The organism is Desulfocurvus sp. DL1XJH-121 (genome assembly GCF_054819825.1).
In genome coordinates, this window is the sequence record NZ_JBTVWW010000034.1 from 1 (window position 1) to 23,600 (window position 23,600).

A 23,600-nucleotide genomic window follows, 5' to 3' on the forward strand; every position below is an offset into this window, starting at 1 on the left:
AAAGGCGGCCGAGGCGGCCGCCTAGAAATCACCCCGCCAGGGGCGGCAGTGTCAGGTGAATACTATCTCTGTACACTATGCGAACTAACAGCCCCTTAAATGTCATACCAGAAGGTGCGCGTGACTAGCTGACATACTGTAACTTTTTATTTTGCAGTCAACAAAAATTTCTGTGATTTTGGATAGGTGCTAAAGGCGTTTGGTTGGCCGGATGGTTGACCTAGGGAGAAAGGGCTAAAATTACCGATATTGATTTACGAATCACCGTGATACTCTCTGTCAATCGAAGGAGATTAAAATGCCCTTAAACATAGATGAGTTGAAGGCTAGAGCTGCCGAATATGTTAAAATGGAAGGCAAGACTGAAGTACTCTCTGTTGATTTTGAAGAATCATTTACTCTTTTCGGAATGGAAGATGTGGTTTTGTCAGTAAAGACCACCGAAGTTGATGATCCGGAGTGGTGGGTGATTTGCGGTTCAACACCAATGAATTTATATACAAAAAATAAGTTTCCTTCAGCAGACGAAGCCTTTTCATTTCACACAGGAATAATGCATAGACTTCATGATCGTGATTTCAAGGCATCCGATACACCACCTGATGACGTTGGATATGATGCTTTTATATCTCATGCCAGCGAAGACAAGGAAAGCTTCGTCCGCGAGCTCGCTGAAGAGCTCAAACAAATGGGATTCTTAGTTTGGTATGATGAATTTACATTGGAGGTTGGTGATAGTCTGCGTAGGGCAATTAACAAAGGTTTAGCCAACTCGCGTTATGGGATTGTCGTCTTATCTCCTAGTTTTCTCGAAAAGAACTGGCCTCAATATGAATTGGACGGATTGACTGCCCGAGAAATGCAAGGGACCAAAGTCATCCTTCCCGTATGGCATAGGATAACACAACAAGACATACTGCGATATAGCCCCTCGCTGGCAGACAAGCTGGCAGCCAACTCAAACGAAGGAGTTAAAGCTGTTGCTCGCAAGCTCGCACGTGTACTTGAAAAAGTTTAGATCCAAGCAGTTCTCTGCCAAACACCCAATCTTTTCTTATCCCCCCAAACACAGACAATACAAACTTTATTCTGCAATTAAACATTTTTGCCAACAACAGGTTGGTCATCCGGTTGATCGCCAACAGAATAAAGACCATCTAGTTTCTTCAACAAAACTGTATTTTCTTGGAATTTAAATAATGGAACGGGGGAGGCGATTGAACCCACGACCTTTTGAAAACCAAACAAACAACCCGTCTAGCACCCCGCCCACAGCCCGTGCCGGGCCATGAGGCGTTGCACCAGCTCCCTGTCCGGAGTGTGGGGCAGTTGGGGTTGGGGGGCGGGTTCGAGGGGGGGCGGGCCGCCGGGAGTCTCCCCGGCCAGCACGTTGTAGGCGTGGCACCACAGCCGCTCCAGCCCGGCCACGTCCGCCGCGTTGTAGGCCAGGAGCGTCTCCAGGGCCGCCGGATTGCCGGTGTTCTGGTATTCGTTCCAAAGGATCACGGCGAAGTAGCCGTCCACGCCCTCCAGGCCGTCCCGATCCAAACCCAGGCGCTTCTCGATGAGCTTCAGCCCGCCGGACAGGCCGACCTTCTTCATCACGTAGCGCAGGTCCACGTGGGCCATGTCCAGGCGGAGCTTCATCTCGCGCTCGATGAACGGCACGTCGAAACACTTGCCGTTGAAGGTCACCAGCAGGTCGTATTCCCGGATGTCGTCCTGGAACTGCTCCAGGTTGCGGCCGTGCACGTAGGTGCGGATGCGGCCGCCCGCGCACAGGGCGATGGTGGTGATGTGGTCGTCCCCGAAGCCCAGGCCCGTGGTTTCGATGTCCACGTAGGCCGCGCGGTCGCGAAAGGCCCCGTACAGCCGCCAGGCCTCGCCCGAGGGCAGGCGCTCTTCGAACCAGCGGGCGTCCCCGGCGGCCAGGCGCTCCCGGGATTCGTCCAGGAACTGCCGCACCCAGACGGCCTTGCCCGCCAGCACGGCGTCGCCCTCGGGCCCCAGGGCGTCTTCCCAGCGCCGCAGGCCGCAGTCCCAATACTTGCGTTCCGTGGTCGCGCCCACGCGCGGGACGTGACAGAAGGTGTGTTCGAGCATGATTTCTCCCAGGCCGGGGTCATACCCCGGAGGGCGGGGAAAGGAAAGGGCGGCCCGGCGCGCTACTCGCTGTCCGGGAAAAAGGGCGGCCTGGGGCGCATGGCCCCGATGACCTCGGAATAGGTCAGCTCGGAAAGGCGGAAGTCCGGGGCCTCGCGGTCCACGCGGGCGTAGTGGCGCATGAGCCGCAGGTAGCGCTCCACGGTCTGCGGCATCAGGAAACGCCCGCGCACGTGCTCGTGGCCCCGCCTGCCCAGGGCCTCGGCCAGGTCCGCGTCGTCCAGGATGCGAGCCATGGCCCGGGCCAGGGCCGGAACGTCCCCGGGGTCGGCCAAGAGCCCGGTCTCCCCGTCCAGGACCTGCAGGGGGATGCCCCCGGCGCGCGCGCCGATGACCGGGGTGCCCTGCCACAGGGCCTCGGCCACCACCAGGCCGAAGCCCTCGCGCGTGGCCGCGTGCACCAGCCCCCGGGCCGCGCGCATCAGCGCGCCCACCACGGCGTCGTTGTCCGGCGCGTCCACCAGGAAGCGGATGTCCGGATCGTCCCCGGCCAGCTCGCGCAGCCCGGCCAAGACCCCGCCCTGCTCGGGGTCGTCGTCGGCGCTGTTGCCCATGAGGATCAGATACGGGGCCGGGTCGCGCCGGGACTCCCTGCGCAGTTCCCGGAAGGCCCGGATGGCGTCGGCCTGGTTCTTGTGCGGGTCGAAGCGCGAGACGCAGGCCAGGATGGGCCGCTCCGGGTCCACGTCCAGGTCCGCCAACACCGGGGCCAGGACGTCCAGGGCCTGGGCGCGGGTCAGGAGCCGGTTCTTGCGCGCCAGGGGGTCGATGCCCGGATACACCTGGTACACGGGCACTTGCAGGCCCGGGCCCACGTAGTCCTTGCGCGTGAACACCGCGCCCGCGCAGTGGTTGATGTAGGGCAAGAGGAACCGCCAGACCGTCATGTCCGGGGCCGAGGTGTCGATGTGGCAGCGCCAGAGCACGTTGCCGTAGAGCACGCCGTTCATGACCAGGGCCGCGGGCTGGGGGTCGTGCACCACCACGAGGTCCGAGGTGATGAACGCCTCGCGGGAGCGGGCGTCGATGGTCTCCAGATAGGCCTGGAAGACCTCCTCCAGGGTCAGGTCCTGGGGCAGGCCCTGGAGCAGGTTGTGGAACTTCTTGGTCACGCGGAAGAACTCGTCCCCCGCGCGCATGGCGTACCAGCGGGCGTCGATGCCCAGGCCGCGCGCCAGGGGCAGCATGGAGCCCAGCAGCTCGGCCACCCCGCCCCCGGCCAGAGAGGAATTCACATTGGCCCAGCCCCTGCCCCGCAGGGGCTCCGCCAGCCGCCGGAGTTCGTCCACCTTGGCCTGGCCGATGAACTCCGCGTACGCCCCGGGGTCCACCGGGGCCTTGAGCGTGGCCTCTGTCAGGCCTGGCCTGGACGCGCCTGTCATGCGCTCCTTTTCCTCCACAGCTTGAGTCGTGACGCTGAAACAGCACCGCCGTCAGCCTAGCACACAATGCGCGGCCCGGCAAAACCGGACCCGCCCCCGAAAGCGCGCGGTTAGAAATTATCCAGAAAATCCGGAGAATTGTTCTCACGTCTTGCCCGGCGCGGCCCCGCGGCGGCCAGGGCCCATGCGGGCGCGGCCCGTCCCTGTCTCGCCGGGCAAGACAATTCTTGCAAAAACAGACAAAATTTCTGGATTCCAAGCCGCCATGATCCGGCCTCCGGAGCCCCTTTCCACGCCAACTCCGTGCAATTCCTGCATTGTCGCATCCAGGCATCCTTTGTGCCTCCACACGGGCAAGGAGAGGCGTCCGCCCCGCACAGCCGGGACGGGGCGCTTTGTCGCGCCCGCCGGAAACAGCCGACGGAGGGAGACGACATGGAAGCGGCGGTACTGGAACCCAAGGAACTGCCCAGGGAAGTCCGGGAACACCTGGACAAGTACGACTTCTCCACCTGCATGATCTGCGGCACCTGCTCCAACGGCTGCCCCATCTCGGGCGCCAAGGAGGTGGGCGGCCTGAACACCCGCCAGATCCTGCGCATGCTGGCCATGGGCCTGGTGGACGAGGTGGTGGAGACCAGCTTCCCCTGGCTGTGCACGGGCTGCGGGCGCTGCGCCTACGCCTGCCCCATGGCCATCGACATCCCCGCCATCATGGCCCACATGAAGCACCTGCGCCCCCGGGACAAGGTGCCCGGCACCCTGCACAAGGGCGCGCAGAACAACGTGGACACCGGCAACAACCTGGCCATTCCCATGGAGGAATATCTCCAGGGCCTGGCCGAGCTGGGCCAGGAGCTGGCCGACGACAGCCTGCCCGGGTTCCACGTGCCCGTGGACAAGGACGGGGCGGACTACCTGTTCTTCCCCAACTCCAAGGAGGTCTACGGCGACTTCGAGGACCAGTACTGGTGGTGGACCATCTTCTACGCGGCCCATGAGAACTGGACCGTGCCCAGCGAAGGCTGGGAGGCCGTGGACTGGGCCCTGTTCACGGGCAACTACGAGGCCAACAGGTTCCTGGCCCAGCGCAAGATCAACTACATGCACAAGCACGAGATCGGGCGCATGATCATGCCCGACTGCGGAGGCGGGTCCTACGGCTGCCGCACGGGCATGGAAAAGTGCAAGATGGAGGACCCCAACAACACCGCCGGATACATCTACCTCTACGACTACCTGGTGAACGTCATCCGCTCGGGGCGCATCAAGCTCGACCCCTCGCGCAACGCGGGCAAGGTCTTCACCTTCCACGATTCCTGCAAGCACGGCCGCGAACTGATGCGCCACTTCGGCAAGGGCTTCTTCGAGGAGCCGCGCTGGATCATGCGCCAGTGCGTGGACAACTTCGTGGACATGACTCCCAACCGCGAGCTGAACTACTGCTGCGGCGCGGGCGGGGGCATGTGGCCCATGCCCTTCGAGAGCGAGTCGGCCTGGGAGGGGCGCTTCAAGTACGACCAGATCAAGCGCACCGGCGCCGACGTGGTGGTGGTGGGCTGCTCCAACTGCCGCGACCAGATCATGCGCCGCCTGCCCAAGTTCTACGACTGCGACTACGAGGTGAAGTACATCTGGCAGCTGGTGGCCGAAACCCTGGTCCTGGAACCCTGGAACGAGGAGGAGGTCGCCAGGGGCGAGGCCGAGGCCAAGGCCCAGTGGGAAAAGTTCGGGGTGGAGTTGGACGACACGGAGTATTAGGTCCAGGGAACCAGTTCCCGCCCTCCACACCTGGGGGCCGCGCTCGAGGGTTGGCGCGGCCCTTTTGCTTTGCCATCATCGGTGACATACTATACCGAATTACGGAGGTTTTCATGCTCATCACCATTGTCGGCTGCGGCGCCCTGGGCTGCCTGCTGGGCGCCCGCCTCATGGACGCCGGGCACCGGATACAGGCCCTGGGGCGCAAGGGCCCGCACCTGGACGCCCTGCGCGGCACCGGCATTCGCCTGACCCCTGACTGGACCGGAACCGAAAGGACCTTCCCCCTGGCCGCCGCCAGCCACGAGCCGTCGGATCTCGAACCCGCCGACCTGCTCATGGTGCTGGTCAAGACGTATCAAAACCGCACCCTGGGCCCCCTGCGCCAGGCCCTGCGCCCCGACGGGGTCTGCCTGACCCTACAGAACGGCCTGGGCAATGCCGAGGCCCTGGCCCCCATCTTCGGCGAGGACAACCTGGCCGCGGGCGTCGCCGCCATCAACGCCACCCGCCTGGGTCCCGGGGTTGTCAACGGCTCCAGCCCCTCGACCCTGATCTTCGCCGGGCCGTGGACCGGTGCGCGCGATATGGACTGGGTGGGCGAGATCCTGGCCTCGGCCTTCAATGCGACCTGGATGCGCGATCCCCGCCCGGCCATCTGGCGCAAGCTCTGCATCAACGCCATGCTGAACCCCACCGCCGCCCTCACGGGCATGACCACCGACGCGCTGGCGGACTCCCCCGACGCGCGGCCTCTGCTGCATGCCCTGTTCAACGAGGCCGCGCAGGCCGCCGTCAACGCCGGAGTGGCCATCGACGGCCTGGAGGACACCTTCGAGGAAACCATGGCCCGGGCCAGGACCCAGGCCGGCAACCGCGTCTCCATGCTCCAGGACGTGATGTCCGGGAGCAGGACCGAAATCGAGACCATATCCGGAGCCGTGCTGCGCCACGCCGTATCCGACGGCGACTTCCCTCACACCCGCACCGTGTACAGTCTCATCAAGACCATCGACGCGAAAAACGGATTCACGGACGACGGCTGACGTCCCAACCCATAGCCTTACGGAGAAACCATGCTCATCACCATTGCAGGCTGCGGCGCCCTGGGCTGCTCCCTGGGGGCGCACCTCATCGACGCGGGACACGAGATCCAGGCCTTCGGCCGCAAGGGGCCGCACCTGGACGCCCTGCGCCGGGAGGGCATCCGCCTGGCCCCGGACTGGACCGGAACCGAGAGGACCTTCCCCCTGACCGCGGCCAGCGACGACCCCGACGAGCTCTCGCCCTGCGACCTCGTCATCGTCCTGGTCAAGACCCACCAGAGCGCGGCCGTCGCCCCGGTGCGCCGGGCCCTGAAGCCCGAGGGCGTGTGCCTGACCCTGCAGAACGGCCTGGGCAACGCCGAGACCCTGGCCCCCATCTTCGGGGAGGACAACCTGGCCGTGGGCATCGCGGCCTTCGGGGCCACGCGCCTGGCCCCGGGCGTGGTGGACGCGTCCACCAAGGGCTCCACGGTCATCGCCGGGCCCTGGGCCCGGGCCCGCGACATGAGCTGGGTGGGCGAGGCCCTGACCTCGGGCCTGGACGCCCAGTGGGTGGACGACCCCCGCCCGGCCGTCTGGAACAAGCTCTGCATCAACGCCATGATGAACCCCACGGCCGCCCTCACGGGCCTGCCCAACGGCAAACTGGTGGCCGACCCCCACGGCCTGGAGCTGCTGCGCGCCCTGTTCATGGAGGCGGCGGACGCGGCGGCCAACGCGGGCGTGACCATCGACCGCGAGGCGGCCTTCGGGCACGCCATCGAAATCCTCACGCGCGACGCCACCGTGCGCCCCTCCATGCTCCAGGACCTGGACGCCGGGCGCAAGACCGAGACCGACGCCATCTCCGGGGGCGTCTTGCGCTACGCCAAATCCGACGCGGACTTCCCGCGCACCCGCACCATGCACGCCCTGATGAAGACCATCGACGCGCGCAACGGCCACGCGGGCTGATCACTCGAACGCCACGGGGCGGCCCCGGCCGGGGCCGCCCCGTTTCCCCGCCCCGCGATTTTCCCTTCCGCCGCAGGCGCGACACGGGACGCTGCCCGCCCTGCCCCCTCAACGACGCCCGTTTCCCCGTTCCGCTCCGAGGCCCCGCCACACGCGGCCTGGGAGGCGCTGTGATTTTCCCCCAACACAGCTTCCGTTTCCAGGCCCGGAAAACCTGGGCAAAACCCACCCTCCCGCCAAAACCAATGATCATTCATGCATTTCAGGCCTTTACAATCAAAGAATATAAAGAGAAAATATCGAAAACCAACAAATCTTTGGAGGATTTCATGTTACGACGATTTTCGGTTTCCTTGCGAGTGACATCGCTCCTCATCCTCTCCACCGTCTTCACCCTCCTTGTGTGTGGCGCCTTCTCCTTCTACATGAACACCATCAAGGCCGAATCCCTGTCCGAAGCCAAGAACGCCATGCGCGCGGGCTATGAGCGGACTCTCAAGTTCTCCATCCAGACCATGGCCACCGAGCTCAAGGAGGTCTGTGAACGGGCCAGGCAGGACGGGACGAACGTGGAGGACGCCATACGGGCCGCGGTGGAGCCCGCTAAGTACGAAGACGGCGGCTACTATTTCGTCTACGACACCAAGGGCCGGACCGTGTCCCTGCCCGTGGCCAAGAAGCTGGAAGGCACCAACCGCCTGGACATCAAGGACAAGAAAGGCAACCTCATGGTCCGCGAGATGATCGCCAAGGCCAAGGACGGGGGCGGGTTCATCACCTACTGGTATCCCAAGCCCGGCGAAGAGGAGCCCAGCCCCAAGCTGGCCTACGCCGCGATGATCGAGGGCACGGACTTCTGGATCGGCACGGGCATCTACATCGACTCCATCAACTCGGAGCGCGAACGCATCGAGACGCGCCTGGAGGGCATCACCAGGACCGCGCTCATCACCATCGGCGTGACCATCGGCGTGGTCTTCCTGCTCCTGATCCTGCCCCTGTCCATCGCCATCATCAGGAGCATCACCAAGCCGCTCAACGCGGTCACCGAGCATGCGGCGCACGTGGCCGAGGGCGACCTGAGCGTGAAGGTGCGGGCCCAGGGCAAGGACGAGATCACCCGCCTGGAGACGGCCCTGGCCACGATGATCTCCACGCTTCGGACCAACATCGAGCAGATCGAGGTGGACAAGGCCGCGGCCACGGAAAAGGCCCGCGAGGCCGAGATCGCCGCCGAGGACGCCCGCAAGGCCCGCGAAACGGCCGAGCGCGCCAAGAGCGAGGGCATGCAGGCCGCCGCCGCGCAGCTCGAAGCCGTGGTGGCCGGGGTCACGGCCGCATCGGAGGAGATCGCCGCCCAGGCCGACGAAATCCGCCGCGGCGCGGGGCAGCAGGCCGCGCAGATCTCGGAGACGGCCACGGCCATGGAGGAGATGAACGCCACGGTGCTGGAGGTGGCCAGGAACTCCGGCGAGGCCGCCGAGGTCAGCACCCAGGCCAGGGACAAGGCCCAGAAGGGCGCGAACATCGTGAACCAGTCCATCCTGGCCATGCAGAGCACCCAGGAGCAGTCCCTGAAGCTCAAGGACAACATGTCCCACCTCGGCGAGCAGACCGAGGCCATCGGCAACATCATGAACGTCATCAGCGACATCGCCGACCAGACCAACCTCCTGGCGCTGAACGCGGCCATCGAGGCCGCGCGCGCGGGCGAGGCCGGGCGAGGCTTCGCCGTGGTGGCCGACGAGGTGCGCAAGCTGGCCGAGAAGACCATGCAGGCCACCAGCGAGGTGGGCCAGTCCATCCAGGCCATCCAGAGCGGGGCGCGCCAGAGCATCCACTCCGTGGAGCAGGCCGTGGAGGAGATGGACAAGGTGGTGACCCTGGCCAACGAATCCGGCCAGGTGCTGGGCGAGATCGTCACGGGCGTGGAATCGAGCGCCGAGCAGATCCAGAGCATCGCCACGGCCGCCGAGCAGCAGTCCGCCACCTCGGAGCAGATCAACCGCTCCATCGAGGAGATCAACCGCATCACCGATGACACCACCCAGGGCGTGCAGCAGACCACCGACGCCATCCAGGAACTCACGTCCCAGCTCGCCAAGCTCGGCGAACTGGTGAACGAACTGAAGAATTCCTGATCCCGGCCAAGGCGCAGGAAACCAGGGCCCGGGGTTCGCTCCGGGCCATTTTCCGCGCCGGCGTCCGGGCACGAAAAAGGCCGCTTCCAGATGGAAGCGGCCTTGCTTTTTCTTGGTGGGCCATCAGGGACTCGAACCCCGAACCTCCTGATTAAGAGTCAGCTGCTCTGCCAATTGAGCTAATGGCCCATCCCGCGTAGGGGAAGTCTGTTTAGGTCCCAAGCGGGCCTCTTGTCAACACCGCGCGCGCAAAGGGAACAAAAAAAGCCGCTTCCGGATGGAAGCGGCCTTGTTTGCTGTGGTGGGCCATCAGGGACTCGAACCCCGAACCTCCTGATTAAGAGTCAGCTGCTCTGCCAATTGAGCTAATGGCCCGTCCCGCGTAGGGGAAGTCTGTTTAGGTCCCAGGGAGGCATTTTGTCAACTCAAAATTTTCAGCTTTATGATTTTTACGCGCCGTGGCATTGTGCGAGTCGTAATGCCTCGCCTGAAACATGCCCTGATCCTGCTCCTGGCCCTCTTGGCCCTCCTCGTTCCCTTCCGGCCCCAGAGCGCGGCCGGAGCGGAGGGCGACGCCTATTCCCTGCGCTGGGAGCTGTTCCGCGAGGGCGGGGACGGCGGGCTGCTGGCCGTGCTCTGGCTGGATCCCGGGCCGGGCCGCCACGCCTACGCCAACCCGTCGGGCCAGGCCGGGATGCCCATGGTCCTGTCCGTGGCCCTGGACGGCGGCGCGCCCCTGCCCGTGGTCTACCCCGAGGGCAAGGCCGTGCCCGACGCCTTCGATCCCGCCCTCACCGTGCGGATCTACGAGGGGCCGACCCCGATCTTCGTGCGCCTGGGCGCGCCGCCCGAGGACGCCCGGGCCCTGTCCGGCACCCTGTCCATGGGCGTGTGCTCCGAGGCCAACTGCCTGCCCGTGCGAGAGGAGCTGTCCCTGCCCCTGACCGGGGTGGACCGCGCCGCCCTGCCCGACGCGCGCGACTATTTCTGGTACCGGTTCCACCTGGGGGCGGACGCCAAGGCCGCCGCGCCCGGCGTCGCCGCGCCCCCCGCCGGGGTCCAAGACCTCGATCTCGCGCCGCGCTACTTCCGGCCCGAGCTGGAGGTGACCAGCCTCTGGCCCGCCCTGGGCCTGGCGCTGCTGGCGGGCTTCATCCTAAACTTCATGCCCTGCGTGCTGCCCGTGGTCAGCCTGAAGCTCTCCGCGCTCCTGGCCGGGGCCGCCGAGGAGGACAAGGAGGAGCGCAAGCGCGCCTTCCGCGAGCACAACCTGTTCTTTTCCGCCGGAGTCCTGGCCTATTTCCTGTTTCTGGGCGGGCTGCTCTCGGCCCTGGGCCTGGCCTGGGGCGAGCTGTTCCAGTCCCCGGGGCTGATCCTGGGCCTGGCCGCCGTGGTCTTCGCCCTGGCCCTGGCCCTGTTCGGGGTCTGGAACCTGCCGGTCATCGACCTCAAGGCCGGCTCGCAGAGCGGGAGCCCCCGCCTCCAGGCATTGTTCACGGGCGTCCTGGCCACCCTGCTGGCCACCCCGTGCAGCGGCCCGTTCCTGGGCGGGGTCCTGGGCTGGGTGCTCCTGCAGCCGCCCCCGGTCATCCTGGCCGTGTTCCTGGCCATCGGCCTGGGCATGGCCGCGCCGTTCCTGATCATGTGCGCCCGGCCCGGGCTGGTGCGCCTGTTCCCGCGCCCCGGGGCCTGGATGGGCTACCTGGAAGCGGGCGTGGGCTTCTTCCTGCTGGGCACGGTGCTCTATCTCCTGTCCATCCTGCCCCGGACGATGCTCCTGCCCGCCCTGACCCTGCTCCTGGCCGTGGCCTTCGCCTCCTGGATATGGGGCAAGTGGGCCCACCTGTCCCTGCCCGCACCGCGCCGCCTGGGCCTGCGCCTCATCGCCCTGGCCCTGGTGGCGCTGGCCGCCGTGGCCCTGTTCGGACGCGCCCCGACGCCCGACCCCTGGCAGCGCTTCGACGCCCCGGCCCTGCGCGCGGCCCTGGGCCAGGGGCCGGTGGTCGTGGACTTCACGGCGGACTGGTGCCCCAACTGCAAGCTGCTGGAGCACACGGCCCTGTCCCCGGACAACCTCGCGGGCTGGCGGGCGCGCTTCGGCCTGACCCTCGTCCAGGTGGACCTGACCCGCGAGCACCCCGAGGGACTGGCGCTCTTGCGCGCCCTGGGCAGCCAGTCCATCCCCGTGGTGGCCGTGTTCCCGCCCGGCGACGGCTGGCGTTCGCCCCTGGTGCTGCGCGATTTATTCACGGCCGCCCAGATGGAGCAGGCGCTCAAAGAAGCCCTGGACGCCCCATGACCGCACCAACCCACAACGCCCTTTCGGGCCTGCGCTTCCGCCAAGCGGACGTATTCTCGCGCCTGCCCCTGGCGGGCAACGGCCTGGCCGTGTTTCCCGAAGCCGAGGGCCTGGACGCGGCCGCCATGCAGGCCCTGGCCCGCGAAATGCGCCAGTTCGAGTCCATCTTCCTCACGCCCGGCCCGCGGCCCGGGGCCGTGCGCGCGCGCATCTTCACCATGGACGAGGAACTGGACTTCGCCGGGCACCCGGTGCTGGGCGCGGCCTGCGTGCTGCACGAGGAGCGCGGCGGCATGGAGCGGGAGGCCTGGACCTTCCACCTCAACGCCGGGGCCGTGGACGTCCGCACCACGCGCAACCACGGCGGATACGCGGCCCTCATGGACCAGGGCAGGCCGGAGTTCGGCCCGCCCCTGTCCCCGGAGCGGACCGCCCCGCTGCTCGCGGCCCTGGGCCTCGGCCCGGAAGACCTGGCCCCGGGCCTGCCCGCGCAGGTAGTATCCACGGGCCTGCCCTACCTGTTCCTGCCCCTTCGCTCCGGCCTGGAGCGGGTGCGCGTGGCCGTGCAGGACCTGGAGGCCCGGCTGGCCGCAGTGGGCGCGAAATTTTCCTATCCCCTGGACGTAGGCACGCGCGAGGGCCGCAGCTGGGACAACCTCGGTGCCAGCGAGGACATCGCCACGGGCAGCGCGGCCGGGCCCGCCGGGGCCTACCTCGTGTGCCACGGCCTGGCCGTCCCGGACGAGCCCCTGTTCATCAGCCAGGGCAGATTCTGCCACCGGCCCTGCTCCATGGCCGTGCGCGTCCAGGGCGACGCCGAGGCCCCGGAGCGCGTGCTCGTGGGCGGCGACGTCTGCCTCACGGCCAGGGGAACCTTCGACTGAACCACGCAGACACCAACCCACAGCCCGGAGTCCGACCATGCGCTACGAAATCGTCTTCCACGTGGACCACGACGCCACCTGCATGAACATCGCCCTGTCCAACATCGCCAACACCGTGGCCCCCGTGCCCGCCCCGGAGCGCGAGCTGGTCCTGGTCCTCAACGGCCCGGCCGCACAGTTCGCCAGAAAGGACGCCGAATTCGCCGACGCCGTGGCCGGGATCCTGGGCCAGGACGTGGCCGTGCGCGTGTGCGAGAACGCCATGGCCAAGTTCGCCATCCAGCCCGGGGACCTGGTGCCGGGCTGCGAGCCCGTGCCCGGGGGCATCCTGGAGTTGGCGCAACTCCAGCAAAAGGGCTTCACCTACATCAAGCCGTAAAAAAGCGACCGCCCCTGGGGGCGGCCGCTTATACTGTCTCCTCACCGCCTTGAGCAGGCGGTTCAAAAGCGTGCGAGTGCAAGGCGCAAGAGAAATGCAAGACCGACGCGTATACCAACGCTTCCGCTACGCGAGGTTTTGCATTTTTCGCAGCAACGCAGCGATCGTGCGTTTTTCAACCGCCTGCTAAATGCAGACGATGCCGTCCTCCCGCCCGGTGATGCTCACCGCGCCGTGGACCGTGATCTCGAAGGTGTTCTCCACGCCCACCATGCCCAGGCCCTCGACCCCGTACTTGGGCTCCAGGGCGATGACCATGCCCTCTTCCAGGGGCGTCCTGACCCTGGCGGCGATGACCGGGAACTCGTCCATGACGAGGCCGATGCCGTGGCCCAGGAAGAAGACCTTGTTCCCGCCCAGGGACATGAAGCCCTTGGCCAGTTCGCGGGCCTCGGGGTCGGCCATGACCTCGGCGTACAGCTCGTCGGGGACGGCCCCGGGCACCATGAGCCCGGCCAGCCGGTCCTGCACCCGCTTGCAGAAGTCATGGGCGCGCCGGGCCTCGTCGGGAATGGCGGCCTCGGCCCCGGCCCAGAAGACCTGGGTCTTGTCCGTGACGTAGCCATTGTAGGCGAAGCCCACGTCGCAGATCAGCGGCTGGCCCTGTTGCCAGACCGTGCCCGCGTCGCCCATGAACGGGGTGGAGGGATGCGCGCCGCGCAGGCCCACGGGGCCGTCGAACACGTGGGGATAGTTGGCGGATTCGCCGGCCGACACCGGCCCCATGAAGTTCTCGCCGCCCCCGCTCATGCGGATGATGCCCGTGTGCCCCAGGGAGAAGAATATCTCCCAGAGGACCACCGCGACGTCCCGCTCGCTCATGCCCGGGCGGATGCGCCGGGGCAGAAGGTCGTGCAGGGCCTTGTGGTGCCTGGCCCCGCACTCGCGCATCCGGGCCAGCTCCCAGGGGGTCTTCTTGGCCCGGGCCATGGACAGGGCCATGTCCCCGGGGACCAGTTTCACGTCGCCCAGGTCCCCGGCCAGCTTCTGGCCCATGGGCCAGGTCAGGGCGTTCATCTCCACGGCGGCCACGGCCCCCATGGGCGAACCGGCCTCGGCCAGGATGCCGCGCACGTCCTTGTACGAACGATACGGCAGGATGGCGCTCACCGAGGATTCCAGCCTGGCCCGCTCCAGGCCCCTGCGGCACAGGAGCACGGGCTCGCCCGCAAGGGGCAGCCAGAACATCCCGTTGCCCACGTGCCCCGTCAGGTAATAGAGGGCCACGCGGGAGAAGACCAGCAGCCCCCCGGCCCCGGGCGCGAGGGTGTCGAGCATGGAGCGGCAGCGCGCCCAGCGCAGTTCCAGCTCCTGGCGGGAAAGGGTCTCTATGGCTGTCAACATGTTGATTCCCTTATGTTTCAGGTTGCGCACCAAGCATTCTCCCTCTTAGGGGAAAACCCTTGTTCCCGCAACCACATCAGGCCCTCAGCGCGGGCTGCGGAACGGCCGGGGCGCGATCATGTTCTCCGGGCGCAGGATGTCCTCCAGCTCCTCCTCGCTGAGGATGCCCTCCTCGAGCACGATGTCCGCCACGCTGCGGTCCTCGGCCAGGGCCCTCTTGGCCACGTCGCAGGCGCGCTCGTAGCCGATGTAGGGGTTCAGCGCCGTGGCCAGGCCGATGCTGCACTGCACCAGGTCGCGGCAACGCTCGCGGTTGGCGGTGATGCCCGTGACGCACTTCTCGCGCAGGGTGCGGCAGGCGTTGATGAGCAGGTCCAGGTTGCTGAACAGGGTATGGGCGATGACCGGCTCCATGACGTTCAGCTCCAGCTGCCCGGCCTCGGCGGCCATGGTCACGGTGGTGTCGCCGCCGATGACCGTGAAGGCCACCTGGTTGACCACCTCGGGAATCACGGGGTTGACCTTGCCGGGCATGATGGTGGACCCCGGGGCCATGGCCGGCAGGTTGATCTCGTTCAACCCGCAGCGCGGCCCGGAGGACAGCAGGCGCAAATCGTTGCAGATCTTGGAGAGCTTCACGCCCACGCGCTTGAGCACGCCCGAGAGCTGCACGTAGGCCCCGGTGTCCTGGGTGGCCTCCACCAGGTCCTGGGCCGAGACCAGGGGCAGGGCCGTGGCCGCCACCAGGTATTCGGTCACCGAGCGGCGGTAGTCCGGGTGGGCGTTGAGGCCCGTGCCGATGGCCGTGCCGCCCATGTTGATCTCGTGCACCAGGGACTGGGCCTCGGCCAGGCGCTGCATGTCCTCGCGGATGGTCACGCCCCAGGCCATGAACTCCTGGCCCAGGGTCATGGGCACGGCGTCCTGCAACTGGGTGCGGCCCATCTTGAGCACGTCGGAGAACTCGCGGCCCTTGTGCTCCATGGCCAGGGCCAGGTCGTCCAGTTCCTCCAGCAGGCTGCGGATCTTGAGGATCAGGGTGATGCGCAGGGCCGTGGGGTACACGTCGTTGGTGGACTGGGACATGTTCACGTGGGTGTTGGGGGACAGAAAAGCGTAGTCCCCCTTCTCGCGGCCCAGTATCTCCAGGGCGCGGTTGGCCACCACCTCGTTGGCGTTCATGTTGGTGGAGGTGCCCGCCCCGCCCTGGATCACGTCCACCACGAACTGGTCGTGCAGCTGGTCGTCCAGGATGTCGTCGCAGGCGCGCTGGATGGCCATGGCCAGCTCCGGGTCCAGGAGCCCCAGGGAGGCGTTGGCCGCGGCGGCGGCGCGCTTGATGTAGGCCAGGGAGTAGATGAACATGGGGTAGTGGGAGATGGGGATGCGCGTGAGGCAGTAGTTCTCCACCGCGCGCATGGTCTGGATGCCGTAGTAGCAGTCCGCCGGGATTTCACGGGTGCCCAGGCTGTCCTTTTCCACCCGAACGTCGAGCATGTGCGTACTCCTTTTGAGTGCAGGTGCCGTGTTGCTTGGCGGGGCCCCAGAGCCCCAGGCGGGAGAGTACGCCGGTCGCGGCCCTTGGGCAACATCTTGCCAAGGCGCGCCCCGTGCACTAGAACAGGCGAACATCCCCCGGCACCGCGCCAGTGAACCGCAACACCAAGGATTCACGCGACATGGATTTCCAGCTCCTGTTCTCGGCCTGCGACCATCTGCGCATCAAATCCCACACCCCCGGCAGCCTGAAGCTCGGCGTGAGCCCGGGCATCCTGTCCGTGCCCGGCGTGGCGGACCTGAAGAAGCCCTCGGACCTGCCCCGGGGCATCAGGAAGGTGGACCTGTCCGTGTTCACCATGACCGCGAGCATCGACTACGATCCCGCGCTCATCGCCCCGGCCCTGGTGGACGAACTCCTCAGCACGCCCGACCCGGCGCGCGGCAGGGCCATTCTGGAAGAACTGGACAAGGCCTTGGAAATGGGCTTGGCAGCCCGTTGAAAAACAGCAATCTGCGGCGTTGCTGCAAAAAATACAAAACCTCGCGTACAGGGAGTACGCGTCAGTCTTGCATTTTTCTTGCGCCTTGCATCTCAGCGAAGCGCTATTTTTGAACGGTCTGCGTGAAAGGATTTTTATCGGGTTGGCCTAGCCCCCGCAGGAGGGACCGGCATGCTGCACTTCGACATCCCCGGGCGCGCCCCCCTGGTCCTGGAGCACCTGGTCCTGGACCTCAACGGCACCCTGTGCGCGGACGGCGAACTTCTCACGGGGCTGGTCCCGCCCCTGTCCTCCCTGGCCGCGAATCTCGCCATCCACGCCGTGACGGCGGACACCCACGGCAAGGCCGCCGAGCTGCTGCGGGGCCTGCCGCTCACCGTGCGCGTGCTGCCTCCGGGCGGGGAGGACGAGGCCAAGCGAAATTTCGTGCGCCACCTCGGCCCCGGGCGCACCGCGGCCATGGGCAACGGTGCCAACGACCGCCTGATGCTGGCCGAGGCCGCCCTGGGCGTGGCCCTGATCCAGGCCGAGGGCGCGTGCGCCCAGGCCGTGGCCGCGGCCGACGTGGTCTGCACGGACATCCGCGACGCCCTGAACCTGCTGCTCAGGCCCCAGCGCCTTATCGCCACCCTGCGCACCTAGCCCCCCGGCCGCCCCAAAACAGCGATCTGCGGCGTTGCTGCGAAAAAGGCAAAACCTTGCGTATTGAGATACGCGGCGGTCTTGCCTTTTCCTTGCGCCTTGCATCTCACTATTTTGGAGCGGCCTGGGAGTGACACGGGAAATTTCTTACTCGCGCCTTTTTGACCCCGGAGCGCAACCCGGGCACAATGGGCTTGGTCCTTTTGCGCATCGCCCAACGCCTTGGAGTTTCGCCATGTCCCTTCGCCCCCGCCGCCTTTCCCGCCCGACCCTCGCGGCCGCCCTGCTGGCCGCCCTGCTGGCCGTGCCCCTCACGGCCTGCTCCACCGGGGACGTGGTCCGCACCGCGCGCATCATCGCCACCGGGGACGTGGCCGGGGCCCAGGTCATGGCAGCGGAGAAGGCCACGCGCTACGCCCTGAACCCCAAGGCCCTGGCCTGGGACCTCAAGCAGTTCAAGGAGCGCCTGGACGCCTTCCGCAAGGCCGTTGAGGACGCCTGGGGCAAGGACGAGACCCGCGAGCCCACGCCCAAGGAATACGTCAAATACACCCGCAACTACCTCTCGCGGGCCAGCGTGAACTTCGACACCGGCCTGGTCAGCGTGGAGACAGTGGACGCCAAGGACCCCACGGCCAGCCTGCGCACGGCCATCGTGACCACCCTGCTGGCCCCGGCGGACCCGCGCTCCCTGGACCTCTACTCGGACAGCGAGATCAAGCTCGGGGACACGCCCTTCCTCTTGGGCGAGGTCAAGGACTTCGACGGCAAGGACATCCGCTGGGAGTGGCGCGCGGCGCGCTTCGCCGACGCCCTGCTGGCCAAGGGCGTCACCACCCGCGAGGTGGAGACCAAGGACGGCAAGGTCCGGGCCACGGGCGTGACCTTCCGCCTGGTCAGGGACCATCTGCAGGTGCGCGCGGCCAAGTATGCCTCCCTGGTGAAGGAGAACGCCGGGAAATACGGGGTCAGCGGCAACCTGATCTACGCGGTGATGAAGACCGAGAGCGACTTCAACCCCTTCGCCGTGTCCGGGGCCCCGGCCTTCGGGCTGATGCAGATCGTGCCCCGCTCGGCCGGGGCCGAGGTCACCAAGTTCCTCACGGGCAAGACGGGCAAGCCGGACAAGGAATTCCTGTTCCAGGCCGAGAACAACATCCTCTACGGCACGGCCTACCTGCACATCCTGGACACCCGGCACCTGAACAAAATCACGGACCCGGTGTCCCGGGAATACTGCATGATCGCGGCCTACAACGGCGGGTCCGGCGCGGTGCTGCGCAGCTTCCACAAGGACCGCGCCCAGGCCGCCGCGCGCATCAACGCCCTGACCCCGGCCCAGGTCTACGACCACCTGCGCGCCAAGCTGCCCTACGAGGAAACCCGGCGCTACCTGTACAAGGTGGTGGAGAACAAGAAGCTTTTTGTGGGGGTCGCGGGCAGCTAGCCCCGTTCCCCGGACAGGCAAAGACACGGCCCCCGCGCATCAATGACGCGCGGGGGCCGTGTCTTGGGGTCGTCGGGCCGCTTGGCTTAGCCGACTTTCCGTAAAAAAAGCTCCACGTCGTTGGCGAAGAACCCGTCCGCGCCGCAGGCCAGGGCGTGGTCCATGGCCGCGCCCTCGTCCCGGCCGCCGTGGGCCCAGCAGAACACGCCCCGCCCGTCGTCGTGGAAGATGTCCACCACCTCGGGGCAGAGCACGTCGGCGCGGGTGTGCAGGGAGAAGGCCTCCACCGCCGAGGCCAGGGCGCGGTAGTCCACGTTGTCCTCGGTGCCTTCCAGGAGCAGGCCCAGGCGGATGTCCTCGTCCAGGCCGCGCAGGCGGATCAGCGCCATGTAGTCGAAGCTGGAGATGATGACGGAATCCTTGAGGCCCCGGGCCGCCAACGTCTCCAGGACCCGGCGCTCCACGTCCGCGCCCGCGCGGCGGGCCTCGGGCTTGATCTCGATGTTCACGAGCAGCTTGCCGCCGAGCACGTCCAGGGCCTCCTCCAGGGTGGGCAGGCGGACCCCGGCGAAATCCGGGCCGAACCAGGACCCGGCGTCCAGGCCCTTCAGCTCCGCCAGGGTCAGGGCGGCCACCGGCCCCGCGCCGCTGGTGGTGCGGTCCAGGGTCTCGTCGTGAATGACGACCAATTCGCCGTCCCGGGACAGGTTCACGTCCAGCTCCACGCCGTGGACCCCGGCGTCCAGGGCCGCCCGGAACGCGGGCAGGGTGTTCTCGGGGCAGCGGGCGCTGTAGCCCCGGTGGGCCCAGCACAGGGGGCCGGTCAAATCGAATGTGGGCATGGCGGGACCTCTCAGTCCGGCAACAGGGTGTAGTCCATGGTCCTGCGGCGCGGGATGAAGCCCGCGGAGGAGACCAGGCGGCGCAATTTCTTCTCGGGCAGGCGGAAATGCACGCCCGTGGCGGCCACCACGTTCTCCTCGATCATGGTGGAGCCGAAGTCGTTGGCCCCCCAGAACAGGGCCAGCTGGCCGATCTGCGGCCCCTGGGTGACCCAGGAGGCCTGGATGCCCGGAACGTTGTCCAGGTACAGGCGCGACAGGGCCAGGGTCTTCAGGTATTCGGTGCTGGAGGCCTCGGGCATGGGGTTGCGCGTGTTCTCGGGCTGGAAGGTCCAGGGAATGAAGGCCGTGAACCCGCCGGTCTCGTCCTGCAGGGCGCGGATGCGCTCCAGGTGCTCGACGCGCTCCTCGACGGCCTCGCCCTGGCCGAACATCATGGTGGCCGTGGTGCGCAGGCCCTGGAGATGCGCCTCGCGCATGACCCCGAGCCACTGGTCCGTGGTGCACTTGCGCGGCGAGACCGAGCTGCGCATGCGGTCCGTGAGGATCTCCGCACCCCCGCCCGGGATGGAATCCAGGCCCGCGTCCACCAGGCGGCGGATGACCTCGGCCGGGCCTAGGCCCGTGGCCTCGCCCAGGTACCAGATCTCCGAGGGCGAGAAGCCATGCACCGCCACGGTGGGGAATTCGCCCTTCAGAAAGCGCAGCATGTCCTCGTAGAACTCCAGGGGAAGGTCCGAGTTCATGCCGCCCTGCAAAAGAATCTGGTAGCCGCCGAGGTCCACTGTTTCGCGAACCTTCTGCGCCAGTTCCCCGCGGGTCAGCACGTAGCCCTCGGGGTCGCCCGGGGCCCGGAAAAAGGCGCAGAACCTGCAACCGGAGATGCAGACGTTGGTGTAGTTTATGTTGCGGTCGACGATATACGTCACCACGGGATCGGGATGCAGCTCCATGCGCCTGGAATGGGCCAGGCGTCCCAGTTCGAATACGCTGTGCGTATCATACAGCCGCAGGGCTTCCTGCGGAGAGATGCGTCCTGTCATGCTCCCTCCCGGGGCTAATCCTTGACGGGGTCGTGTTTTTCGAAGATGAAAAAAAGTCGGTCGGGAAACCAACACCGGCCCCGGAGAATTCATGCTGTTCGACGATGAGCTAAAGGCGCTGCTCGCAAAGGTCAAGACCATCGCAGTCATCGGCGCCAAAGACAAGCCCGGCCAGGACGTGGACCGCGTGGGCCGCTACCTCATGGAGGCCGGGTTCACGGTCATTCCCGTGCACCCCAAGCGCACCGATGTCTGGGGGCTCGCCACCTATCCGTCCATCCTGGACGTGCCCGAGCCCGTGGACCTGGTGGACGTGTTCCGCGCGCCCCAGTATTGCCCGGGCCACGCGGGCGAGGTGCTGGAGCTGGAGCACAGGCCCGCGTGCTTCTGGATGCAGGCGGGCATCGCCAGCCGCGAGGCCGCGGAGCTGCTCGCCCCCGCCGGGGTCACGGTGGTGCAGGACGCCTGCCTGATGGTGGAACACCGGAGACTCTTCGGGTGAGCGAAATCCAAGTTTTCGAATGCCGGATGTGCGGAACCTGCTGCGAGGGACAGGGAGGCATCGTGCTCGCGGCCAAGGATCGCGTGCGTCTGGCTGCGCACCTGGGCATGACCGAGGAGGCCATGCTCGCGCGCTATGCGGAGACCGTGGGCGGGCGCGTGCGCCTGGCCACGGGAGAGGACAACCGTTGCGTGTTCTATGACGCGGACTCGGGGTGCACCGTGCATGCGGGGCGACCGGACGTCTGCCGGGCCTGGCCCTTCTTCCGGGGCAACCTAGTGGACGAGGCGAGCTGGAAAATGGCCCAGTCGGACTGCCCGGGGATCAACGCCCGGGCCGGGCATGCGGAATTCCGCCGCCAGGGAACGGCCTACGTGCGCTCCCTGGACGTGGACGCAGGCGATCCCGACGCGCCCGCCGCGCTGACGAACATTCCGGACTGAGGGAGACGCCAGGGGGAGAAACGGCGTGAACATACGCCAATGCTACAAGGTGCTCGGGGTACGCTCCGGAGCGGACATGGAGGAGGTCAAGGCGGCGTTTCGGCGCCGGGCCTTCGAGTTGCATCCGGACCTCAACCCCGGTGATCCCGACGCCAACATCCGCTTCCAGGAAGTGAACGAGGCCTACGTCCTGCTGAAGCAGGCCCTGGCCAACGAACCGCCCCCGCGCCCCAAGCCCGGCAAGCCCGGCAAGCCTACGGCGGCGCAGGCCGAGGGCGCGCGCCGCTACGAGCGCCAGGCCAAGGCCGGGCCCAAGACCGAGGCCGCGCCCAAGAACGGCGCCAAGGCCGCTCAGGGCAAGACCTTCAGCTTCCGCAAAGAGGACGTCATCAAGAACATCCTCTCGGACCCCTTCGCGCGCAAGGTCTTCGAGGACATCTACAGCCAGGTGCGCAAGGGCGGCGCCAAGGCCGGGCCCACGGTTGTCAAGCGCCGCAGCCTAGCCCTGCGCTGGGGCGAAAAGGAACTCAACCTGGACGTCTCGCGTGGCATCTTCGGCGGCCTGCGCCACTGGCTGCGCCAACAGATGGACGACGAGCAGACCATCCGCCTGGCCCCGTCGCAACTGCTGCCCGGCAACATCGTGCGCCTGACCATCCGCCGCGCCTGGAGCGGCGCGCCCGTCACCGTGGAGGTCCCCATCCCCGCGGACTACGTCATCGGCCGCCCCCTGCGCCTGCGCGGCCTGGGCCGCAAGCTCGGCCCTTTCAAAGGCGATCTGTATTTACGCCTCTTCGCTGGATAATTTTTTCAGCCCGGCCCTCGCCAAGCGGCCCAGAAATGTGCGCATGCAAGGCGCAAGAATAAATCAAGACCGACGCGTATTCCCATACGCGAGGGTTTGATTTTTTCGCAGCAACGCAGCAGGCGTGCGTTTCTGGGCCGCTTGGACGGCTTGCATTCCAATTCCATTCATGCGAGGGAAGCGAGCGGCACGGGCGGCGCGAAGGCCCTTCCGGCCGCCATCACCATAGAACAAAGGAGCCCCACGCATGGCCGAGACCATCGAAGACATCACCATTAATTGGGAGGACGAGGAAGGCATCCTCATGGTCAAGGAACTCAAGAAAGAGGTCCTGACCAAGGGGTCCTGGTCCACCATCATGTTCATGTACCAGGAGATGGACAAACGCACGGGCGAGTACAAGCCCGCCAAGATCCGCGTGGGACGCTACCAGAAGCGCGGCGGCCGCTACACCCTGCAGTCCAAGTTCAATATTTCCTCGGCCAAGCAGGCCAAGCAGCTCACCGAGGTGCTCACCGACTGGCTGCCGGAGATGGAAAAGGCCTAGGGCCCTCCGGCCGCTTGACCGCGTGGAAAAGCCCGGGACCGCCGTTGCGGTTCCGGGCTTTTTCAATGCCCCGGGAGGGCTAGAATTCGTCGTCGGCGGGAGGCGGCAGATCGGGGTCCAGCTCGAAGAACTCGCAGTAGCCGCAGGCCTCGGTGAGACACTCCACCGCGTGCTCCCCGCTGTCTCCCGGGGGGCGGAACAGGCACTGGCCCTTGACCTCGCAGAACAGGGGTTCGTCTTCGGGCGCTTGCCAATGGCGGCAACGGGCACAGATCTCGCGCATCCTCTTCACCTATTCCAGCGCACTCCCGGCCGTCAATAGCCGCCGGGCATCATTCTTTTTTTCACACAGTTCAAAACAGGGCGTCCAGAATAAGGTGCGAAAGGTAGCCGAGAACGGCGGCGATGTAGAAGGGAGCCAGGGCCAGGGGCGGCAGCCCCCAGAAGAGCACGGGCAGCAGCAGGATGGGCAGGGGCACCAGGAGCATGGCCCACCAGGAATGGGTCCAGCCCCGGTGGTGGCCCAGGGCGGGCAGCATGGCCGCGAAGCCCAGGACGGCGGCCCAGCGGTATTGTCCGTAAAAGAGCAGGCCCAGATCCACGGCCGCGAGAATGGAATAGAACAGGCCCTGGCCCTTGGAGTCCGTGTCCACGTCCGGGAACAGGGCGGCCATGACGGTCACGGCCGCGAGCACGAGCCCGAGAAGCGGCCCGGGCGCCCCCGAGGGCAGCCACAGGGCCACGCCGGCCCAGGCGCAGGCGGCGAACACGCTCCCGCCCATCAGATGTCCCTTGTATCCCGGCATGTCTCCTCCGTCCGCCGGTTCGTAGCAGGCCCAGGCCCGGCGCGCAACGTGACTGGACAGCCCGGCCCGGCGCGCAACGTGACTGGACAGCCCGGCCCGGCGCGCAACGT

The 23,600-nt window shown here is 66.6% G+C and carries 23 protein-coding genes and 2 tRNA genes; 15 read left to right on the top strand and 10 right to left on the bottom strand.

All coding sequences use genetic code 11. The annotated features are described in order from the left end of the window. The first annotated feature begins 298 nt into the window (after window positions 1–298). Window positions 299–1,018 carry a toll/interleukin-1 receptor domain-containing protein gene (locus ACYYG1_RS16215; protein ID WP_461211379.1) on the top strand — a complete coding sequence of 240 codons (720 nt, stop codon included), beginning with the start codon at window positions 299–301 and terminating at the stop codon, window positions 1,016–1,018. Window positions 1,019–1,257: 239 nt separating this feature from the next. On the opposite strand, the gene ACYYG1_RS16220 is transcribed toward ACYYG1_RS16215, so the two are convergent. After that, window positions 1,258–2,103 (bottom strand): ribonuclease H-like domain-containing protein, encoded by an 846-nt coding sequence (locus tag ACYYG1_RS16220; protein ID WP_461211380.1) that lies wholly within the window; start codon window positions 2,101–2,103, stop codon window positions 1,258–1,260. Between the two features lie 62 nt (window positions 2,104–2,165). Beyond that, on the bottom strand, window positions 2,166–3,545 hold the full coding sequence (locus ACYYG1_RS16225) for a glycosyltransferase (protein ID WP_461211381.1): 1,380 nt from the start codon (window positions 3,543–3,545) through the stop codon (window positions 2,166–2,168). A 435-nt stretch (window positions 3,546–3,980) separates the two neighbouring features. Between ACYYG1_RS16225 and ACYYG1_RS16230 the strand changes: the two genes are divergently transcribed. The 4 genes from ACYYG1_RS16230 to ACYYG1_RS16245 all read left to right on the top strand — a co-directional run bounded on the left by ACYYG1_RS16230 (window position 3,981) and on the right by ACYYG1_RS16245 (window position 9,447). After that, window positions 3,981–5,306: a (Fe-S)-binding protein gene (locus ACYYG1_RS16230; protein WP_461211382.1), complete on the top strand. Its 1,326-nt coding sequence runs from the start codon at window positions 3,981–3,983 to the stop codon at window positions 5,304–5,306. A gap of 113 nt (window positions 5,307–5,419) precedes the next feature. Continuing rightward, window positions 5,420–6,352: a ketopantoate reductase family protein gene (locus tag ACYYG1_RS16235; protein WP_461211383.1), complete on the top strand. Its 933-nt coding sequence runs from the start codon at window positions 5,420–5,422 to the stop codon at window positions 6,350–6,352. A 30-nt stretch (window positions 6,353–6,382) separates the two neighbouring features. Then, window positions 6,383–7,306, top strand: coding sequence for a ketopantoate reductase family protein (locus ACYYG1_RS16240; protein WP_461211384.1), 924 nt, complete (start codon window positions 6,383–6,385; stop codon window positions 7,304–7,306). A gap of 329 nt (window positions 7,307–7,635) precedes the next feature. Then, complete coding sequence (locus tag ACYYG1_RS16245; protein ID WP_461211385.1) at window positions 7,636–9,447, top strand: methyl-accepting chemotaxis protein; 1,812 nt, start codon at window positions 7,636–7,638, stop codon at window positions 9,445–9,447. Window positions 9,448–9,560: 113 nt separating this feature from the next. On the opposite strand, the gene ACYYG1_RS16250 is transcribed toward ACYYG1_RS16245, so the two are convergent. After that, a tRNA-Lys gene (locus tag ACYYG1_RS16250) sits at window positions 9,561–9,636 on the bottom strand. A 110-nt stretch (window positions 9,637–9,746) separates the two neighbouring features. After that, a tRNA-Lys gene (locus ACYYG1_RS16255) sits at window positions 9,747–9,822 on the bottom strand. A gap of 103 nt (window positions 9,823–9,925) precedes the next feature. On the opposite strand from ACYYG1_RS16255, the gene ACYYG1_RS16260 reads away from it, so the two are divergent. From ACYYG1_RS16260 to ACYYG1_RS16270, 3 genes are read left to right on the top strand one after another with little or no spacing between them, the layout of a single operon-like run. Continuing rightward, the gene (locus tag ACYYG1_RS16260) at window positions 9,926–11,746 is read left to right on the top strand and encodes a protein-disulfide reductase DsbD family protein (protein ID WP_461211386.1); all 1,821 of its coding nucleotides are present in this window, start codon (window positions 9,926–9,928) and stop codon (window positions 11,744–11,746) included. Then, window positions 11,743–12,630, top strand: a complete 888-nt coding sequence (locus ACYYG1_RS16265; protein WP_461211387.1) for a PhzF family phenazine biosynthesis protein — start codon at window positions 11,743–11,745, stop codon at window positions 12,628–12,630. The genes ACYYG1_RS16260 and ACYYG1_RS16265 overlap by 4 nt, the downstream gene beginning before the upstream one ends. Window positions 12,631–12,667: 37 nt before the next feature. After that, window positions 12,668–13,009 (top strand): DsrE family protein, encoded by a 342-nt coding sequence (locus ACYYG1_RS16270; RefSeq protein ID WP_461211388.1) that lies wholly within the window; start codon window positions 12,668–12,670, stop codon window positions 13,007–13,009. Window positions 13,010–13,195: 186 nt separating this feature from the next. Here the strand turns inward: ACYYG1_RS16270 and ACYYG1_RS16275 are convergent, their stop codons facing one another. Both ACYYG1_RS16275 and aspA read right to left on the bottom strand, forming a co-directional pair. Next, window positions 13,196–14,413, bottom strand: coding sequence for a M24 family metallopeptidase (locus ACYYG1_RS16275; protein WP_461211389.1), 1,218 nt, complete (start codon window positions 14,411–14,413; stop codon window positions 13,196–13,198). Between the two features lie 84 nt (window positions 14,414–14,497). Continuing rightward, window positions 14,498–15,910, bottom strand: a complete 1,413-nt coding sequence (gene aspA, locus ACYYG1_RS16280; protein ID WP_461211390.1) for an aspartate ammonia-lyase — start codon at window positions 15,908–15,910, stop codon at window positions 14,498–14,500. A 182-nt stretch (window positions 15,911–16,092) separates the two neighbouring features. Here aspA and ACYYG1_RS16285 point away from each other — a divergent pair, with 182 nt between their 5' ends. From ACYYG1_RS16285 to ACYYG1_RS16295, 3 genes are all read left to right on the top strand, one after another. Then, a complete protein-coding gene (locus ACYYG1_RS16285) occupies window positions 16,093–16,413 on the top strand; it encodes a hypothetical protein (protein ID WP_461211391.1) in 321 nt (106 codons plus the stop codon). A gap of 171 nt (window positions 16,414–16,584) precedes the next feature. Further along, window positions 16,585–17,055 carry an HAD family hydrolase gene (locus ACYYG1_RS16290; RefSeq protein WP_461211392.1) on the top strand — a complete coding sequence of 157 codons (471 nt, stop codon included), beginning with the start codon at window positions 16,585–16,587 and terminating at the stop codon, window positions 17,053–17,055. A 235-nt stretch (window positions 17,056–17,290) separates the two neighbouring features. After that, window positions 17,291–18,502: a murein transglycosylase domain-containing protein gene (locus ACYYG1_RS16295; protein ID WP_461211393.1), complete on the top strand. Its 1,212-nt coding sequence runs from the start codon at window positions 17,291–17,293 to the stop codon at window positions 18,500–18,502. Window positions 18,503–18,588: 86 nt separating this feature from the next. On the opposite strand, the gene ACYYG1_RS16300 is transcribed toward ACYYG1_RS16295, so the two are convergent. Together ACYYG1_RS16300 and mqnC are read right to left on the bottom strand one after the other, a co-directional pair. Beyond that, the gene (locus tag ACYYG1_RS16300; RefSeq protein ID WP_461211394.1) at window positions 18,589–19,344 is read right to left on the bottom strand and encodes a glycerophosphodiester phosphodiesterase; all 756 of its coding nucleotides are present in this window, start codon (window positions 19,342–19,344) and stop codon (window positions 18,589–18,591) included. Window positions 19,345–19,355: 11 nt separating this feature from the next. Next, entirely contained in the window at window positions 19,356–20,387 is a 1,032-nt protein-coding gene (gene mqnC / locus ACYYG1_RS16305; RefSeq protein WP_461211395.1) for a cyclic dehypoxanthinyl futalosine synthase, read from the bottom strand. A 91-nt stretch (window positions 20,388–20,478) separates the two neighbouring features. On the opposite strand from mqnC, the gene ACYYG1_RS16310 reads away from it, so the two are divergent. The 4 genes from ACYYG1_RS16310 to ACYYG1_RS16325 all read left to right on the top strand — a co-directional run bounded on the left by ACYYG1_RS16310 (window position 20,479) and on the right by ACYYG1_RS16325 (window position 22,684). Then, the gene (locus ACYYG1_RS16310; protein WP_461211396.1) at window positions 20,479–20,889 is read left to right on the top strand and encodes a CoA-binding protein; all 411 of its coding nucleotides are present in this window, start codon (window positions 20,479–20,481) and stop codon (window positions 20,887–20,889) included. Then, window positions 20,886–21,332, top strand: a complete 447-nt coding sequence (locus ACYYG1_RS16315; RefSeq protein ID WP_461211397.1) for a YkgJ family cysteine cluster protein — start codon at window positions 20,886–20,888, stop codon at window positions 21,330–21,332. The genes ACYYG1_RS16310 and ACYYG1_RS16315 overlap by 4 nt, the downstream gene beginning before the upstream one ends. 25 nt (window positions 21,333–21,357) lie before the next feature. Beyond that, complete coding sequence (locus ACYYG1_RS16320) at window positions 21,358–22,137, top strand: DnaJ domain-containing protein (protein WP_461211398.1); 780 nt, start codon at window positions 21,358–21,360, stop codon at window positions 22,135–22,137. Between the two features lie 247 nt (window positions 22,138–22,384). After that, the gene (locus ACYYG1_RS16325) at window positions 22,385–22,684 is read left to right on the top strand and encodes a hypothetical protein (RefSeq protein WP_461211399.1); all 300 of its coding nucleotides are present in this window, start codon (window positions 22,385–22,387) and stop codon (window positions 22,682–22,684) included. Window positions 22,685–22,763: 79 nt separating this feature from the next. On the opposite strand, the gene ACYYG1_RS16330 is transcribed toward ACYYG1_RS16325, so the two are convergent. Together ACYYG1_RS16330 and ACYYG1_RS16335 are read right to left on the bottom strand one after the other, a co-directional pair. After that, complete coding sequence (locus tag ACYYG1_RS16330) at window positions 22,764–22,967, bottom strand: hypothetical protein (protein ID WP_461211400.1); 204 nt, start codon at window positions 22,965–22,967, stop codon at window positions 22,764–22,766. 70 nt (window positions 22,968–23,037) lie between these two features. After that, window positions 23,038–23,600: metal-dependent hydrolase (locus tag ACYYG1_RS16335; protein WP_461211401.1), on the bottom strand; the 563-nt coding region annotated here is incomplete at its 5' end.